This is a genomic window from Aureibaculum luteum, assembly GCF_003449015.1.
GTDB classification, from domain to species: domain Bacteria; phylum Bacteroidota; class Bacteroidia; order Flavobacteriales; family Flavobacteriaceae; genus Aureibaculum; species Aureibaculum luteum.
Window position 1 is genome coordinate 1 of record NZ_QRGD01000027.1, and the last position, 1,821, is coordinate 1,821.

The 1,821-nt window shown below is 63.0% G+C and carries 4 protein-coding genes; all 4 read left to right on the top strand.

Going from position 1 to position 1,821, the window contains the following annotated elements:
* Window positions 1–727: replication initiation factor domain-containing protein (locus tag D3P13_RS21690; RefSeq protein ID WP_198680087.1), on the top strand; the 727-nt coding region annotated here is incomplete at its 5' end.
* A 4-nt stretch (window positions 728–731) separates the two neighbouring features.
* Complete coding sequence (locus tag D3P13_RS21695) at window positions 732–1,043, top strand: hypothetical protein (RefSeq protein WP_010889944.1); 312 nt, start codon at window positions 732–734, stop codon at window positions 1,041–1,043.
* Window positions 1,043–1,312 (top strand): major capsid protein, encoded by a 270-nt coding sequence (locus D3P13_RS21700; RefSeq protein WP_015984157.1) that lies wholly within the window; start codon window positions 1,043–1,045, stop codon window positions 1,310–1,312. The genes D3P13_RS21695 and D3P13_RS21700 overlap by 1 nt, the downstream gene beginning before the upstream one ends.
* Before the next feature lie 50 nt (window positions 1,313–1,362).
* A complete protein-coding gene (locus D3P13_RS21705; RefSeq protein ID WP_232829268.1) occupies window positions 1,363–1,647 on the top strand; it encodes a hypothetical protein in 285 nt (94 codons plus the stop codon).
* The last annotated feature ends 174 nt before the right edge of the window (window positions 1,648–1,821 follow it).

A 1,821-nucleotide genomic window follows, 5' to 3' on the forward strand; every position in this document is an offset into this window, starting at 1 on the left:
CGAGCACGTTGGCGGCACGATCCTGGTGGACTGGCCGGGGCAGGGCTGCACCGCGATTGGCGACTGGCAAGCCGTCTACGCGATGGTGCAGGACCTCGACGCGCGGATCACGCGTTGCGACCTTGCGATGGACTTCTGCCAGGGCGAGGTGAGCATCGCGCAGATGGAAGAGCTGTACTACGCAGGCGACTTCAACGCGGGCGGGCGTATTCCGACGTATCGCAAGATCGAGAGCGGCGTAGCGGGCAGCAAGGGCTGTCGCGGTACGACGTTCGAGATTGGCCGTCGGGCGAACGGCAAGATGTTGCGGGCTTACGAGAAGGGCCGCCAGCTCGGCAATCAGGATAGCGAGTGGGTGCGTCTGGAGATCGAGTTTGGAGCCAAGGATCGCGTGATCCCGCACGAGATTCTCATCAAGCGCGACCAGTACTTCGCTGGTGCGTACAAGGCCCTGGAGGCCTTCATGGCTGCGGATCCGCAGCGCGTTCCTACTGACCAGGTCAAGGCCTTGGAGCTTCAGGACGAGACCATCCGCGAACGCAAGCTCAAGCACATCCAGACGCAGTTCGGCCCCACGGTCGATTACGAGCTGCGCTGCACAGAGGAAGACATCGCCGCGCTGGTTGTCGCGATACGCCGTCAGGGCGTACCGGCTCAGCTGCATAAATCCGCCCTGGCGAGGCACGTGTACGGCACGCACGATCCAGTGCCGAAACCTGAGGAGTGAAACCATGGAAATGATTGCACGCGTGACCATCCGGGGCGCCAAGACGTGGGTTGGCAACATGGATGGCAAGCAGCTGGACACCGGGAAGATCTACACGGATGTGGAGCTGCGTGGCGAAGACTCGAAGGGCACCTGCACGCAGGAGCTGAAGTGCGAGAGCTCTGCGGTTGTGAAGGCGATCATCCACAACCCGTTCCCGTTCATCGCGGAAGTCTCGATGGTCGAGACGAGCAACGGCAAGGATAAGGGCGGTCAGAAGGTCGTCACGAGCATCAAGCCGCTGCAGCGTGCCGAGGCCGAGCCCAAGAAGGCGTGATGCGTTCCCTGGCTCTGGGAGTTGAACGGCCCGGAGCTTTTCTCAACCTCCATCTCAAGGAGAAAACCATGTTCAAGAGCATCAAGAGCAAGGCGGCTGCTGTTGCCGCGGGTACCGTCGCACTGGCCGGTTCGGCGATGGCTGCGGTGCCGACCGACGTTGCTACCGCCATGTCCGATTCGAAGGCGGACACCGCCACGCTGGCGGGCCTGGCGCTGATCATCGTGATCGGCATTGCGACGTTCAAGTACATGCGTCGGAGCGTGTGATGGCTGCTGACGGCGCGTTGGTGGGCGCACGGTGCTTTGCCGATGTGGGCATGGCCACGGACGCCTACTACAGCGCCGTCGCTCCGTCGCAGACACCTGGGGCAGTCACCTATCTGTCTGAGTTCGTCAAGACGACGGGCGGGTGGGTGCTGCGGCGGTACCAGGTGGGCAGTGATGGGAGCGTCGGCACGCTGACCGATGCGTCGTTGCCGTCGCTGTCGTTTCCGGCATGTGACCCGCAAGAGAGCTTCAAGGATGGCATGACGATGGGGTGGGGCGTCGTTGCCGCGATGGTGGCGGCCTGGGCGCTGGTGGTGATGAAAAAGGGGCTGTGATGCTCGCGATCGATTTCTGGCTCTGGGCCGGATTCCTGCTGCCGGTTCTGCCGGCAGTAATCATTTTCAGGGGGCTGTGATGCGCGTGCTCGTGCTGCTGCTCTGCTGGTGGGCGTCGTCCGCGTGGGCTTCGACCATCCCGTTGATTCCGCCGCCGAACATCGTGTTGACGGG

Excerpts from the sequence above, each read along its gene's own strand:
- D3P13_RS21695 (WP_010889944.1), top strand. The coding sequence starts at position 732 with ATGGAAATGATTGCACGCGTGACCATCCGGGGCGCCAAGACGTGGGTT.
- D3P13_RS21705 (WP_232829268.1), top strand. The coding sequence starts at position 1,363 with ATGGCCACGGACGCCTACTACAGCGCCGTCGCTCCGTCGCAGACACCT.
- D3P13_RS21700 (WP_015984157.1), top strand. The coding sequence starts at position 1,043 with ATGCGTTCCCTGGCTCTGGGAGTTGAACGGCCCGGAGCTTTTCTCAAC.